Origin of the sequence: Geobacillus sp. DSP4a (assembly GCF_013096875.1) — a bacterium.
In the GTDB taxonomy this organism is placed as follows: domain Bacteria; phylum Bacillota; class Bacilli; order Bacillales; family Anoxybacillaceae; genus Geobacillus; species Geobacillus thermophilus.
In genome coordinates, this window is sequence record NZ_SDLD01000034.1 from 1 (window position 1) to 13,294 (window position 13,294).

Here is a 13,294-nt window from a genome sequence, read left to right on the forward strand (position 1 = left end):
GCAAGCTGGAAAAAGTTAAAAAGAGTTGAGCATGCTAGTACATTGTTAATTGAAAGGAGGAAGGGCGATTCCTCCCCGACTTTCGCTCTCGCTTAGAAGTCGGGGTCTCCTCGCCAAAGAAGATGAAAGGGGGCTGATCCGAAAACGCGAATGCGTTTTGGGTCAGCCCCTTTTTCGCTTATGTTCTCTTTTCATCAACGCGGCTCCCTATCCTTCCGAATCTCCCGCACGACATGCCCAAGCTCAGGCAAAATAAGCTTCGTCATCGCGAGGCGCACGGCGCCGGTGGAGCCGGGAGTGCAAAAGACGGCGGTGTCCATCGCCACGCCGGCGACAGCGCGCGACAGCATGGCGGCTGGGCCGATGTCTTCCGTGTAGCTTAAGAAGCGGAACAGCTCGCCAAAGCCAACGAGCTCTTTCTCAAGCAGCGCACCGACCGTTTCGATCGTCACGTCGCGCTTGGCAATGCCGGTGCCGCCGTTTGTAAGCACCGCATCGACGTCAGGGCGGCGACAGCCGTCAAGCACTGCCGTGCGAATGGCATCCGCTTCGTCTTTGACGATCTCATAGCCGACGACCTCATGCCCGGCTTCCGTGAGCAGCTCGATCATCAGCCGGCCGCTTTGGTCGGTTTCCTCGGTTCTTGTGTCGCTGACGGTGATGACTTTGCAACGGACGGTTTTGGGGGCTTCTTGTTTATGTTCGCTTGTGCCCATCGGCTTCATCTCCTTTGCATTCGGTTACCTATAGTATAGCAAAAACATCCTCTTCCCGCCGGCGCGAAGCGGAACGCCCATGAGCGCAAATCTTGTACACTTTTGGACAAAAATATTTGTTATACAATAGACAGAATTGTTATAATATTAACACATAGAGAAAACCCGTCTATCCATCTATGCGGAGGGGGATCGGTGTGGGGAAGGAGGGAAGAGCGTTGCATCGCACGTTAAACGAAAAGCTGCAGTCCATTTTGCAAGATGGGATGACGGTCATCAGGCAGCATCACGGGCCCATCGTCGCCCGCTGGCATGAAAAATGGCGCGACTTGCAAAAAAAAGGGCATTTAGCGGCTCCTTTAGTGGAAAAAGCCATTCACCTGCTTTCCTGTTATTTTTCCAAAACGGACGGCGAAGTCCGCGAATGGCTGAAAGCTGTCGGCGAATCCTGGCGGACCGACCCTCATTTTGCGCCTTCAAACAAAATGACGTTTGTGTTTACGCTGCTGGAAAACGCTGTTCATGAGGTGGTGCAGTCCGCGCCTGGCAGCACGTTTTACGACCGGCAGGCGGTCCAATATTTGTTTTCCAAAATGTATGAAGCCGCCTTTTCCCAAACGACTGACGGCGAGCCGGACATCGGCCGTTTTTTGGAGCAGCTCGCCGCTTCCAGGCAGCTTCCGATTGAGTGGATCGCCCAACTGGACAAGACGGACGGCCGTTTTTCGATTAAAAAACTATACGGAGAAACGGATTGGCTTCCGGACGACGTTCCGACGCTCGAAGCGGACACGATTTTTTCACTGTCCGAGCAGCTTCTTTCCCGCATGCCAAAGACGGGAAAGAAACGGCGCGTCATTCCGCTTCCGTGGGAAGAAACCGTTTTCCTGTTTTGCACCGGTGAAACAGAGCAGCAAGTGCTTCCGTTTCTCCTGCATGCGCTCGAGCTGTTCCACGCCGGAGGCATGGCGCTCGAACAAACAAAGCAGGATCAGCTTTGGAAAGACGCCGTCATTTTGTTCGACCGGTGGATTATGCGCGCGAAATCATTGCAGCAGGCCATCGAGTACATTTCGTCCGGGTTTGTCGCCTATTTGCCGTTTGAACGGTGCGCGCTGTTTGCTTACTCGAGCGTCAATGAAAGCGGATTCGGCCTTTATGGATACAAACTGGACATCAACCAAATTAAAAGCATTCGCGAGGACATCAACGCCCTGCCGCTCATTAAACAGTACGTGCAACAGCTCGAGCTGCTCGGCAATCATATGGCGAACGTGCCGCCTATCTACTTGTCCGATGCAGCAGAAGGGCTGCCGGTGAAATATGTGAAACAGTTTCAACTCGAGTCGATCGTCATCGCCCCGATTTACGCTCCGTCGGAAAGCCGGCTCATCGGCGCGGCCCTTTTGGATCAAGGACCTGGCCGGCCGTTTACGCTCTCGAGCGACATTTTCACCGCCGTCATGAAATTCGGCCAAAGCGCCGGAGAAGTGTTGGTGAAATTCACTAGCGGGCGCCCGGATCTCGTTCCATCGACGCCGCATTTATCGCCGCGGGAAATCGAGGTGCTCAAGCTCGTCTCCGAAGGAGCGTCGACGTATGAGGCGGCCAAGCGTCTCCATTTAAGCGAATATACGGTGCGCGATTATGTATCGGCCATTTTGCAAAAAATGAACGCCAAAAACCGGACAGAAGCCATCGTGAAAGCGATCCGCGACGGCATTATTTGAAGCGTTGGTGCGAAAAAAGGGCGCGCCGCTTTTTTTTGCTTCTTTACAGCGGCGCGCTCGCGCTTTATGGCAGCGCCCGCAGCCAGCCGTTCAGCTCTTTTGCCTGTTTTTCAAGCTGCTGCTTCAGCTTCTCGAGCTGTTCAAGCTGCGCTTCGTGCTGCCGGATGCTCTCAGTCGTCTGTTCGATCGCTTCTTTCACTTCATTGGCATCCAAAAGCGGCAGCGGCCCCATTCGCTCTTTGACCGCCTCCGTCCTGTCCGCCAGCTCCTGCTGCGCATTCTCCAACTGGGCTTTTGTTTGCCGGAGGGCGGCGTTCAGTTCGTTCAGCTCTTCCGCCAGCTGCTTCCGTTCCTCGTTGACGGCGTCCTTCACCTTTTCGAGCGCCTCCCCGTCCAAACCGTTTTGTACAGCCTCTTTGATGTCGCGGAGGAGCTCACCCGTTTCTTTCTGCTTCTCTTTTATGTTCTCAATCAGCCCGCCGACTGGATTCGTTCCATCGGGCGGCCGCGGCGGTTCGGTTGAACCGGATGAAGGCGGCGGATTCGTTCGCGGTTCTTGTCCGGATGTGGACGGAAGCTCTTCTTCCGACGGGGAGCTGCCGTCGACGGATCCGCCTCCAGTTTCCGAAGCAGGTGGAATGGTGGATGAGTCGTTAGGTGCGGAAGCAGGCGGCGCTCCTCCGGATGAATCATCCGGTGCGGAAGCAGGCGAGGTTTTTCCCGGTTGGTTGTCCGGCGTTCCGCCAGATGAGCCGTCAGGTGCGGAAGCGGACGGATTCGCCCCCGGCGGCGTTGACGTCTCGTTCGGTCCGTTTACGGCCTGTTGATCGGTTTTCGATGGCGCCGCTGTCTGCTGCCCGGCGGTCGTTTCAGCGGATCCGCCGCCGTTCGCCGGGGCGGCGCCGAATGAAGCTTCGGCGGACAACTGCGGAATCGTCAGTTCCTCTGCCGTCATTTCCGTCGCTACGACCGTGACGTCTTTCAAACATTGCTCCACCACCGGCACGCCGTCTGTGCACAGCCCGCCGATTTTCATTTTTTTCACCCTCATTTTCATCCACTTCGTTTGCGCAGCTTGATCGGTATGGAACGTGTATGACACGGTATGCCCGGCGATCGTTTGTTGTTGCGTCAACGTCATTCCGTATATTTTCGCCTGGATGAAGGCGATGGGCATATCCCCTGTGAACACGACAGGGATTTTGAGCACAATCCCGCCTAAATCAAGCGTCCCGACCACTTTATCGGCATGAATGACAAAGCCTGAAGGCTCTTGGCCTTCGGCCGCCGCCCGGCCTGCGCTCAACAGCGCGCCGGCTAAGACAGCCAAAACAGCCATTACGGAAAGGACGGCGATTCGCTGCAATCGTTTTGCCATCTTCATCCCCCTGTCGGCAACCTTTGTCCCGGTTTCAGCGTTCCGCCTCGTGGAGCGCCTTCTCAAGCTCCTCAACGACATCGACACGCTTCGTGCGGCTGATTTGTTTTTTGCGGAGGTTGAACTGTTTCACCACATATCGATTCAACAGATCATAGTCGATCTCGAGCGCATACGTGCGGGCGAGCTGCTGCTGGCGTTTGCCGAGCTCGGTCAAGTAGTCGACGTAGCCGATGACGTGCGGCCATAATTCATCCATGTATCGGATAAACAGTTCGTAATACCGCTCGTCTTCGTTGACGATCCGCTGGATCGTGTAGATGCCGAACTGAATGTGCCGCCCTTCGTCCATGTTCAAGTAATCGATTCCTTGCAAAAGGCCCGGGAACAGCCCGGCTTTTTTGTAAATTTGCCGGAACGTGTAATAGCCCGATTCGGCGAGCGTCCCTTCGACGATCATGTTGTAGACGGTGGCGGCGCGGATGACCGCTTCCGGCGAATCGTCGGCATACAGCCGGTTCATCGCTTCCGGCAGCGCTTCGTAAAAGATGCGTTTGTAATGGTCGTTATGGAAGACGGACAAGTCCATTTGTCCGATGCCGACGGCTTGCTGCCAGCGGGAGAACATCTCGACGTGTTTCGCCTCGTCGTGCATAAACGTCGTCAAAAACAAGACATCCTCCAGACGCCCTTGGCGCGCGAGGGCGTGCGCCATCGGCAAAATGTCGAGCGTCACCGCCTCTTCGCCGGCGGAGAAACCGGCGACAAGCGGGAGCGCGGAAATTTTTTCTTCGCTCGTCAAGCTGGCAAAATCTTTCTGATCTTGGCTGAAGTCGATGTCAGCCGGATTCCATTTCCCGTTTCGTTTCGCTTTTTCATACAACTTAAACATCGGATGTTCCCAATCGATCGTCGCTTTCACCGTTTGAAAACCGTCATGATGGACCATCCTATTCCCTCCTTCTATCGTTCCGCTGCGCTGGAATCGGTTCATCTTTCACCGAATGTCCTCTGAAAGGAGGCACGTGCTCCCTCCACAAAAGAGCGCCTTCCCCGCCTGTTAAAACAACGTCATCGGCCGGTCATTCAAGTCGCAAATAACCGTTTTCGTCTCGAGATAGGCATCAAGCGCCTGCATGCCAAGCTCTCTCCCGAGGCCGCTTTGCTTGTACCCGCCAAACGGCGCGGTCGGTGACAGCACTTGGTACGTGTTGAGCCACACCGTTCCGCTTTTCACCCGCCGGGCAAGACGGAGCGCCCGCTTGATGTCGTTCGTCCACACGGCGGCCGCCAAGCCGTACATCGTCCCGTTGGCGATGCGGACGGCTTCTTCCTCATCGGCAAACGGAATGACCGCCGCCACCGGTCCGAAAATTTCTTCACAGGCGATGCGCATCGATGGCGATACATCGGCAAACACCGTCGGTTCGATGAAATAGCCGCCGCCACCCCCGTCCAAAGCCCTTCCCCCGGCCGCAAGCCGCGCTCCTTCCTGCTTGCCGATCTCAATGTAGCGCAACACTTTCTCGTATTGCTCCCGGCTGATGACGGGGCCAAGGTCGCTGCGCGGGTTCGTCCCGGGGCCGACTTTCAGCTTTTTCGCCCGCTCAGCCAACCGCTCGACAAACGGTTCGTACACCGTCCGCTCCACTAAAATGCGGCTTCCCGCTTGGCACACTTGCCCCGAGTTGTAGAATACGCCAAACAAGGCACTTTTCGCCGCCTGTTCCAAGTCGGCGTCGGCAAAGATGATGTTCGGCGACTTCCCGCCGAGCTCGAGCGTCACCCGTTTGATGTGCGGCGCGGCCGCTTGCAAAATGTGGCGGCCGGTTGCCGTCTCGCCGGTAAAGGCGATTTTCGGCACGCCCGGATGACGGACGAGCGCTTTTCCCGCTTCGTCGAGTCCAGGCAGGACGTTGACGACCCCTTCCGGCACGCCGGCCTCATGGCAAAGCTCGGCGAGCTTCAGCGCCGTCAGCGGCGTTTCCGGCGCCGGTTTTACCACCATCGTGCAACCGGCGGCGAGCGCCGGGGCGATTTTCCATGATGGCATGAGGAGCGGAAAATTCCACGGGGTGATAAGCCCCGCCACCCCGATCGGCTCTTTCACCGTCCACGCCATGTAATCCGGCGCCCCTCCGGCGACGGCAAACGGAAGCACATCCCCGTGCGGCTTGACGACGAGCGACGCGAAAAAGTCAAAGCAGTCGGCGGCGAGCGGAATTTCGATAAACAGCGCTTGGTTGAGCGGCATGCCGTTTTCCCGCGTCATGAGCTGCGCCAGTTCGTAGTGGTGCTGGCGGATCAGCTCGGCGATGCGCCGCAAGATGCGTCCGCGCTCAAGGGGGGGAATCGACAGCCATCGTTGATCGTCAAACGCCTCTTGGGCGATGGCGACCGCTTTGTCGACATCCGCTTCCCCGGCGTTCGCGACGCGGGCTGTCACGTTTCCGATCGCCGGATCGATGACGTCAAACATGGCGCCGTCTGCCGCCGGCTGCCATTCGCCGCCGATCCATAGCATTGCTTCGGTGATGCTGGAAGAAATCATCTTCCTCTCTCCTTTCTGACCGTTCCCCTTTCCCATCGGAGGAAAGCGGCGTTTTTCAGCCCCTGGACTTCGCACAGCTTCCCCCGCCTGGCGCTACCGCAGCAAATCATCGCGGCCGATTTCCTGCAAATAGTCGCGGTACGCCGGGTAAATGGCGTCAAGCTGCGGCAGCACTTTCAAGGCGTTCACAAGCGGCCCTTGCACTTTGATTTGCTGGCGGGCGAGCGCCTGCTGCAAATCGAGCTTCCCGAGCCAAAACTTATGCCCGACATCGGCCGTCTGCTCAAACACGAGCTCCGGCCGCAAGTCCGTTTCGCCGCAGACGATTTTCAACACCCCGTTTTCCGCCGTCCACGTAATTTTCGCTTCCGGCTTATGGAAAATGTATTGGACAAACGCGTCATAACCGGGCCCGAGCTCCGTGGACGCAATCAACTCCTTCGATTCTTCCGTTTCGGCCACCCGTTCAAAAAAGCGGCCGAGCACGTCGTATAATTCTTGTTCGCTTTGAAAAACAGGCATGGCGATCCCCTTTCTTTGTTTGTGTCGGTCAATCGTCGAACCGGATGACGCCGCGGATGATTTGCCCGCTTTTGAGGGCGGCGAACCCGTCGTTGATTTGCTCGAGCGAATAGACGGCGCTGATGAGCGGCTCGAGCTTCAGCTTGCCCGCCGCGTACAAATCGAGCAGCTTCGGGTAGTCAACTGGCGGATTGCCTTGGCCGAGCCAAGAGCCGGTCAACGTTTTCGATTGCGACGGCAACGAAAACGCGTTGATCTCCACCGTCTCATGCGGGGCGGCGATGCCGACGATGACCGTCATTCCCCCTTTTCTCGTCATGTTGTACGCATCGGCCATCGTCTCGGGACGGCCGATCGCCTCAAACGCATAGTCGACGCCAAGCCCGTTGGTCAAATCGAGCACGGCGCTCACGGCATCGTCCTCTCGGGCGTTGACAGTGTGCGTCGCCCCGAACGTTTTCGTCATCGCCAGTTTTTCCTCGACAATGTCGATGGCGATAACGTGTTGGGCTCCAGCCAGCGCCGCTCCTTGGATGATGTTGAAGCCGACGCCGCCGGCGCCGATCACCGCGACCGTGCTGCCCGGGCTCACCTTGGCCGTGTGAATGGCGGCGCCGACGCCGGTGATGACGCTGCAGCCGATCAAGGCGGCGAGCTCAAACGGCACATCGCGGCGAATCGGAATGACGGCCTGCTCGGGCACGACGGTATATTCGCTGAACGCGCCGGTTGTTAAAAACTGATACACCGGCTTCCCTTGCCACAAAAAGCGCGTCGTCCCGTCGGGCATAGTCCCGGTCGCCGTGAGCCTTGCCGCCTCCTCGCATAAATCCCGCCGCCCCATTTGGCAATAGCGGCAGCGGCCGCAAGCCGGCACCCAATTTAAGACGACGTGGTCGCCGACTTGCACGCTCGTGACTCCTTCTCCGACTTCTTCCACAATGCCCGCCCCTTCATGGCCAAGCACGATCGGCAGCGGCAGCGGGAGTGTTCCGTCGATGACGTGCCAATCGCTATGGCAAAGGCCAGCCGCTTTCAGTTTCACTTTCACTTCCCCGCGCTTCGGGGCTGCCACGCCCACGTCCTCAATGGAAAGCGGCCCCCCGTAGCGGTGCAAGATGGCAGCTTTCGCCATGCGCTCCCCTCCTTTCCCTTTGCTCGTCACGTCCTTCTTCCAGCCAAATCCGTCTCCCCATCGTGAACATCGCGGCCTCTCAGCGCCTCCAAATAGGCGCTCCATTCTTGCCTGAGCGCCGATTTCATCTTGAACAAGCCGAGAATGAGCGAGCGGGTGGAATGATCTTGCAAAAACACCTCGCGAAATGCGTCCGCAAACTCTTCCCTTTTTCCGGGAAGGCCGTGATCTTTTCCGTAAAGCAAGTGTCGATCAAGCAGGCGGCGGATCGTCGGGCTTCCCGGTCCGCCGCTTTGCCGGTAAAACGCTTCAATGCGTTTGGACATCGTCAGTTGCTCTTGTTCATCGTGCATCGGCTTCCCTCCGCTTCTTGTTTATCCTTGCTTTCCTTGGCTGGGAAAGGCCGCACCTGGTTCTCGGAATATCCTGCAGCGGGAGACGACATAGCGGAAACGCCTGAATGCAGCACGAACGGCATGAGAGCCCATCGAATCGAATGCCGCCGTCAGCGCTCGACGGAAGCCTTTCCCGTTAAAACCACGGCCGCTGCTTCCGGGTGCGGAACAGCCTCCAGCAAAGGAACAAAATCAAAACGAATGAGGCGCCCAAACCGATGTTGGCGATCGTCGTTTTCTCCATGCCGAGAAACGTTCCGCCCGGAATGCTGGCGACAATAAACCCGGTCGCCACAATGACGGCGAACGCGATGAGGGAAAGCGCCAGCCGATTGGCGATTTGGTTGAGCATATTGCGCGTCACCGGGTCGGTTTGGACTTGCACGGTCATGCGCCATTTGTTTTCCGCAAGCGTCTCGAGCACTTTGTTGAACCGGCGCGGGAAGGCGGCGATCATTTCTGCGGTTTCGGCGACAAGACTCGCGTTGGCGCGGAAATTAAAGCGCTTTCCAAGGATGCTTTTTAAAATCGGAATTTCATACGCCTCGACGACTTCGCCGTACGAAATTTCCGGGCAAATCCAGCGCGCCGTCCCTTCGGTGGCGGAAAATCCTTTCGCCCAAAGCGCCAAGCCGTTTGGCACTTTGCAGTAGTTGCGAAGCCCGATCGCCGTCGCTTCAAGGACGAGGCGGCCGTAGTTGTAGCGGCTGCTTCCCTGGTGGGCGTTGACGTAATTGAGCGTCAGCGTCCGCAGCTCGTCTTTCAATTTGACGACATCAGTGTACACAGTCGGCGCCATGAGCTCCATGAACACTTCGGCGGCGTCTTCCGCCTGATTGAGCTGGATGTGCAAAATGACGCGCATTAAAATTTGCGCCATGATGCTGTCCATCCGCCCGGTCATCCCCCAGTCGATGATGACCGCTTTTTTCGTCCGTTTGTCGATCATAATGTTCGAGCCGTGGGCATCGGCGTGGTAATGGCCGTCAAGCATCGTCTGCACGTAATGATGGACAAGGTCAATCATAATGTTGACCCGCTCTTCAAAGGTGAGAAAGTCAACAGGGAAATCTTTGATGAGCCAGCCGTCGATGTACTCCATGATCAAGACGCTTTTTGTCGCTTCATACACGTGCGGAACCGTGACATGTTCAGCCCTCCTCTCATACTTTTGCTTCATTTCTCGCATTTTTCTTGCTTCTTCCGTCATGTCGAGTTCATCCATGGCGCTGCTGTAGTAATCTTGCACAAGCCCCCCAAGATCGAGGGCGGCCTGCAGCTCGGGCGGAAGCCGCTTCTGCAGGCGGGCGGCCATTTTTTTGATGATGGCGATATCGGTTTGAAACAGCTTTTCGACCGTCGGACGCACGACTTTCACAGCCACAACGGGCCCGTCTTTCAGCTTCGCCTTGTACACTTGCGCGAGCGACGCCGAACCGAGCGGCGTTTCGTCGATCCACTCAAACGTCTCTAGACCATCGGACAGCTCGCGTTCAAGAATGTATTGAATGTTGGCAAACTCGATCGGCGGCACGCGGTCGAGCAGCTTTTCAAGCTCAAGTGTCACCGGCTCCGGCAATAAATCTTGCCTGGTGACAAGCACCTGCCCGAGCTTGATGAACGTCGGGCCGAGCTCCTCAAACGCCAGGCGCAGCCGGCGGCCGATATGGCGCCAATAGTCGTTGTCCCCCCCCTTTCCCCGCAGCTTATAGGCGATGGCATCGCCAAGCACTATGCCGAGCCCGTTTTTGACGAGAACGGCCATAATTTTCCTCCGTCGTTTTCCCGGCGTAATGGCGGCCAGTTCTTCCTCAATGGCTGCGCCAATCGCCGCGAAGTCGGGTTTCGGCTTTGCTTGGGCCGCTTCCAACGATGCGTGCACCCCGCTTCCCCCTTTCTGCTTACAACCGCTCGATGATGGTGGCGGTCGCCATGCCAAAGCCGATGCACATCACTTGCAGCCCATATGTCCCGCCCATGTCCTCAAGCTCATGAAGCAGCGTCGTCATCAGCCGGGCCCCGCTCGCGCCGAGCGGATGGCCGAGGGCGATGGCGCCGCCGCGCGGGTTCACTTTCGCCATATCCGGCTCGAGTTCCCGCTCCCATGCTTTGACGACGGAAGCGAACGCTTCATTGATTTCGATGACATCGATTTGGTCAAGCCGCAGGCCCGCTTTGTCGAGCACAAGGCGCGTCGCGGGAATGACGCCGGTCAACATCAAGATCGGATCTTCGCCGACGACCGTGCGGGCGATGATGCGCGCTCTAGGACGCAGGCCGAGCTGTCGGGCTTTTTCCGCCGACATGAGCAGCACACCGGCCGCCCCGTCGCTCACTTGGCTCGAGTTGCCCGCCGTGATGACGCCGCCTTTCGGTTGGAACGACGGCGTGAGCGCCGCCAGCTTCTCAAGCGACGTGTCGCGGCGAATCCCTTCGTCGCGGGCAAAGACAACCGGCCCATTCTCTCCCGGAGCCTCGATCGGGACAATCTCGCGCTCAAACAGCCCCCGGTCGGCGGCCGCCGCCGCTTTTTCATGGCTGGCGAGCGAAAATTCATCCAGCTCCTCCCTCGACAATCCCCATTTTTTCGCGATCATCTCGGCGGAAATCCCTTGCGGCACGATGTTGTACCGGCTTGTCAGCTGGCGGCTGAACCGCCCCATGTCGCTTCCCATCGGCACGCGCGTCATGCTTTCAACTCCGGCGGCGATGGCGACGTCGATGTCGCCGGCCAAAATCGCCTGCGCGGCGTTATGGATCGCCTGTTGGCTCGAGCCGCACATCCGGTTTAAGGAAAACGCCGGCACGCTCACCGGAAAGCCAGCCGCGAGCACCGCCTGGCGGGCGATGTTGCCCCCTTGCTCCCCGGTCATCGTCACGCAGCCGACAACAACATCGTCAACTAGGCTGGCGTCCAGCCCGTTCCGGTCAACAAGCGCCCGCAGCACCGGAACGAGCAAATCGACCGGGTGGACGCTTGCGAGCGCCCCTTTTTTCTTGCCGATCGCCGTGCGCACGGCGTCAACAATGACGACTTCCCTCATGCCCCCTCCTCCTTCTCTGCCTGAACATCGAACTTCCTTCAGCACGCCCCGAAGCGCGGCGCCCATTTCGTCAAAACGTAAACAATTCAATGCCGCCGGAGACGTTTAAGCCAATCCCCGTGATGTATTTCGCCTTATCCGAGCAAAGAAACACAATGGCGTTGGCCACATCTTCCGGCTCGCCCGGACGGCGGAAGGCGGTGCGCTGGATCATGCGCTCGTTCATTTTCGGATTGCCCATGCGGAATGCTTCCGTGTTGATGATTCCGGGCACGATGGCGTTGACCGTAATGCCGTAGCGCGCCCCTTCAAGCGCCATGCTTTTCGTAAAGCTCAGCACCGCCCCTTTCGTCGCTGAATAGCTTGCCTGGCCAAAGCCGCCAAGCGTCCCGGCGACGGACGACATGTTGATGATCCGCCCCCATCCTTGCTCTTTCATATACGGCCAGACCGCTTTCGTGCAGTTGTACGTGCCGGTCAAGTTCACCCGCAAATCGCGCTCCCAAAACTCGTCGTTTTGCTTCTCGATTTGCGACACGTGATCGAGCGTGCCGGCGTTGTTGACCAAAATGTCGATCGAGCCGAACTCTTCTTTGACGCGGGCGAACACCTCCTTCACCTGCTCGCGGTCAGTGACGTCCATTTTGATCGCCATCGCCCGCCGCCCCATGGCGCGGATTTCGTCCGCCGTCTTTTCCGCATACACGACTTTCGTGCTTTGCATCACTTGTGAGAGCGGCCCGTACTTTTGCGCCGTCTGTTTGCTTTCTTCATCCGATTCAAGCAAAATGTCGGTGATGACGACGTCGGCCCCCGCCTCGGCAAGCGCCAAGGCGTCGGCGCGCCCAAGCCCACGTGAAGCGCCAGTGACGACCGCCACTTTCCCTTTCAACAACTCCGCCCATGATGACATCAAAATCCCTCCGTTTATCGCAAAAATTGCGGTTGTTTCTTTTGGAAAAATGCTGCCATCCCGATCGCCGGCTCCCCAGTTTTAAACGTGGCCGCAAATAACGCCGCTTCGACGCCAAATCCGTCCTCCGAAAGCGCGTCGGCGGCGTGGATGGCCCGCTTGGCGAGCCCCATCGCGCGCACAGCCCCTTCGGACAACTGCTCGGCAAACGCCGCCGCTTCTTCTTCAAGCCGCTCCGGGGGCGCGATGCGATGAACGAGGCCGAGTTCGAGCGCTTCTTGCGGGTCGAGCCGTCTGGCGAGAAAAATGAGTTCCGTTGCTTTCGCCCGCCCGACAAGGCGCGTCAGCCTCTGCGTGCCGCCCGCCCCCGGAATGAGGCCAAGCGACACTTCCGTCAAGCCGATTTTGCCGCCGCCCATGATGCGGAAATCGCACGCCAAGGCGAGCTCGCAGCCGCCGCCGAGCGCGTAGCCGTTGATGGCGGCAATAACCGGCTTCGGCATCGCCGCGAACCGGTCAAAACAGCGCTGCATGCGGGCGCTTTGCTCGGCGATGCCGGCTTCATTGCCGGCAAACTGGCTCCCGCGCTGGATCATGTCTTTCAAGTCGGCGCCGGCGAGAAACGTTTTCGGATGGGCCGACGCGATGACGACAACGCGCACCCCGCGGTCGGCTTCCAATTCATCGGCTGCTTTCTCCAATTCTTCCATTAACCGCTCGCTAATGGCGTTCGCCGGCGGATGATCGATGATGATCCATGCCACTCCTTTCGCCCGCCGTTCAAGGCGAAGCGTTTCGTAAGCCATCAGAGTTCCCCCTTTCATTTGTTCCGGTTCACCGTCCGTCTGGAAAGTCGGTGAACAACCACGGTGTTTGCGCAGTTGATGCCTTCGATGGTGAGCAAAAAACT

General features: G+C 58.1%; 12 protein-coding genes. 1 reads left to right on the forward strand and 11 read right to left on the reverse strand.

The genetic code is table 11. The annotated features are described in order from the left end of the window. Positions 1 to 194: 194 nt before the first annotated feature. Positions 195 to 716 (reverse strand): MogA/MoaB family molybdenum cofactor biosynthesis protein, encoded by a 522-nt coding sequence (locus ETC02_RS12160; RefSeq protein WP_171698294.1) that lies wholly within the window; start codon positions 714 to 716, stop codon positions 195 to 197. Positions 717 to 934: 218 nt separating this feature from the next. Between ETC02_RS12160 and ETC02_RS12165 the strand changes: the two genes are divergently transcribed. Next, positions 935 to 2,446 carry a response regulator transcription factor gene (locus ETC02_RS12165; RefSeq protein WP_050367676.1) on the forward strand — a complete coding sequence of 504 codons (1,512 nt, stop codon included), beginning with the start codon at positions 935 to 937 and terminating at the stop codon, positions 2,444 to 2,446. Between the two features lie 64 nt (positions 2,447 to 2,510). Here the strand turns inward: ETC02_RS12165 and ETC02_RS12170 are convergent, their stop codons facing one another. The 10 genes from ETC02_RS12170 to ETC02_RS12215 all read right to left on the reverse strand — a co-directional run bounded on the left by ETC02_RS12170 (position 2,511) and on the right by ETC02_RS12215 (position 13,190). Then, complete coding sequence (locus tag ETC02_RS12170) at positions 2,511 to 3,824, reverse strand: hypothetical protein (protein ID WP_050367677.1); 1,314 nt, start codon at positions 3,822 to 3,824, stop codon at positions 2,511 to 2,513. A 34-nt stretch (positions 3,825 to 3,858) separates the two neighbouring features. After that, positions 3,859 to 4,773 carry a R2-like ligand-binding oxidase gene (locus ETC02_RS12175; protein WP_050367678.1) on the reverse strand — a complete coding sequence of 305 codons (915 nt, stop codon included), beginning with the start codon at positions 4,771 to 4,773 and terminating at the stop codon, positions 3,859 to 3,861. 111 nt (positions 4,774 to 4,884) lie between these two features. Continuing rightward, a complete protein-coding gene (locus ETC02_RS12180) occupies positions 4,885 to 6,375 on the reverse strand; it encodes an aldehyde dehydrogenase family protein (protein WP_050367679.1) in 1,491 nt (496 codons plus the stop codon). Positions 6,376 to 6,468: 93 nt separating this feature from the next. Further along, positions 6,469 to 6,897 carry a hypothetical protein gene (locus ETC02_RS12185; RefSeq protein WP_050367680.1) on the reverse strand — a complete coding sequence of 143 codons (429 nt, stop codon included), beginning with the start codon at positions 6,895 to 6,897 and terminating at the stop codon, positions 6,469 to 6,471. 28 nt (positions 6,898 to 6,925) lie between these two features. Further along, complete coding sequence (locus tag ETC02_RS12190) at positions 6,926 to 8,032, reverse strand: Zn-dependent alcohol dehydrogenase (RefSeq protein WP_063211547.1); 1,107 nt, start codon at positions 8,030 to 8,032, stop codon at positions 6,926 to 6,928. Between the two features lie 26 nt (positions 8,033 to 8,058). Continuing rightward, a complete protein-coding gene (locus ETC02_RS12195; protein WP_050367681.1) occupies positions 8,059 to 8,385 on the reverse strand; it encodes a hypothetical protein in 327 nt (108 codons plus the stop codon). A gap of 178 nt (positions 8,386 to 8,563) precedes the next feature. Beyond that, entirely contained in the window at positions 8,564 to 10,309 is a 1,746-nt protein-coding gene (locus tag ETC02_RS12200) for an ABC1 kinase family protein (RefSeq protein ID WP_063211545.1), read from the reverse strand. A 19-nt stretch (positions 10,310 to 10,328) separates the two neighbouring features. Then, entirely contained in the window at positions 10,329 to 11,471 is a 1,143-nt protein-coding gene (locus ETC02_RS12205; protein WP_050367682.1) for a thiolase family protein, read from the reverse strand. A gap of 70 nt (positions 11,472 to 11,541) precedes the next feature. Beyond that, the gene (locus ETC02_RS12210; protein ID WP_050367683.1) at positions 11,542 to 12,384 is read right to left on the reverse strand and encodes an SDR family NAD(P)-dependent oxidoreductase; all 843 of its coding nucleotides are present in this window, start codon (positions 12,382 to 12,384) and stop codon (positions 11,542 to 11,544) included. Positions 12,385 to 12,398: 14 nt separating this feature from the next. Further along, entirely contained in the window at positions 12,399 to 13,190 is a 792-nt protein-coding gene (locus tag ETC02_RS12215) for an enoyl-CoA hydratase/isomerase family protein (RefSeq protein WP_171698295.1), read from the reverse strand. Positions 13,191 to 13,294: the final 104 nt, after the last annotated feature.

Bases quoted from the DNA above. Each gene is read 5' to 3' on its own strand.
- ETC02_RS12210 (WP_050367683.1), bottom strand. From the start codon at position 12,384: ATGTCATCATGGGCGGAGTTGTTGAAAGGGAAAGTGGCGGTCGTCACT.
- ETC02_RS12175 (WP_050367678.1), bottom strand. From the start codon at position 4,773: ATGGTCCATCATGACGGTTTTCAAACGGTGAAAGCGACGATCGATTGG.
- ETC02_RS12205 (WP_050367682.1), bottom strand. From the start codon at position 11,471: ATGAGGGAAGTCGTCATTGTTGACGCCGTGCGCACGGCGATCGGCAAG.
- ETC02_RS12160 (WP_171698294.1), bottom strand. From the start codon at position 716: ATGGGCACAAGCGAACATAAACAAGAAGCCCCCAAAACCGTCCGTTGC.
- ETC02_RS12170 (WP_050367677.1), bottom strand. From the start codon at position 3,824: ATGGCAAAACGATTGCAGCGAATCGCCGTCCTTTCCGTAATGGCTGTT.
- ETC02_RS12180 (WP_050367679.1), bottom strand. From the start codon at position 6,375: ATGATTTCTTCCAGCATCACCGAAGCAATGCTATGGATCGGCGGCGAA.
- ETC02_RS12190 (WP_063211547.1), bottom strand. From the start codon at position 8,032: ATGGCGAAAGCTGCCATCTTGCACCGCTACGGGGGGCCGCTTTCCATT.
- ETC02_RS12215 (WP_171698295.1), bottom strand. From the start codon at position 13,190: ATGGCTTACGAAACGCTTCGCCTTGAACGGCGGGCGAAAGGAGTGGCA.
- ETC02_RS12185 (WP_050367680.1), bottom strand. From the start codon at position 6,897: ATGCCTGTTTTTCAAAGCGAACAAGAATTATACGACGTGCTCGGCCGC.
- ETC02_RS12195 (WP_050367681.1), bottom strand. From the start codon at position 8,385: ATGCACGATGAACAAGAGCAACTGACGATGTCCAAACGCATTGAAGCG.